The organism is Acetomicrobium sp. S15 = DSM 107314 (assembly GCF_016125955.1).
GTDB classification, from domain to species: Bacteria; Synergistota; Synergistia; order Synergistales; family Thermosynergistaceae; genus Thermosynergistes; species Thermosynergistes pyruvativorans.
Window position 1 is genome coordinate 1 of sequence record NZ_JADEVE010000282.1, and the last position, 368, is coordinate 368.

Annotated in this window: 1 protein-coding gene; it reads left to right on the plus strand. The window is 56.8% G+C overall.

What is annotated here, in order from left to right; all coding sequences use genetic code 11:
- Positions 1-35 precede the first annotated feature (35 nt).
- The gene (locus EZM41_RS14720; protein ID WP_446697829.1) at positions 36-236 is read left to right on the plus strand and encodes a hypothetical protein; all 201 of its coding nucleotides are present in this window, start codon (positions 36-38) and stop codon (positions 234-236) included.
- The last annotated feature ends 132 nt before the right edge of the window (positions 237-368 follow it).

The following is a 368-nucleotide window of genomic DNA, read 5'->3' on the forward strand; positions in this document are numbered from 1 at the left end:
AGATGTTGGAAGGCGTAAAGGTCGGCACAATCGAGATGTGTAACGTCAGCGAAGGCACAGTGCCCGGGTTTTTCCCCGAGATCTCGGTATTGAGCATCCCCTATCTCTTTGAGTCGGCCTGTGGGGAGGGTTTCCCTTTCGGAGATCTTCGAGGCCTTAGCCACCCTCTCCGCACAGCACGGCTTCAAGATACCGCGCCCTTTTCTCTACCTCGTGAGAGCACTTTCCACGCTTGAGGGGCACCTTATGGCCTTAGACCCCAAGAGCGGAGTAAGCGCGCGGTTTTTAGGATGGTATGCCGAGGAAGAGCTGTTGGCCAGGCTTTCTTTCCGCATGGCCGCTTCGCCTTCCGAGAGTTGGCGCTTGCT

Bases quoted from the DNA above. Each gene is read 5' to 3' on its own strand.
- EZM41_RS14720 (WP_446697829.1), top strand. From the start codon at position 36: ATGTGTAACGTCAGCGAAGGCACAGTGCCCGGGTTTTTCCCCGAGATC.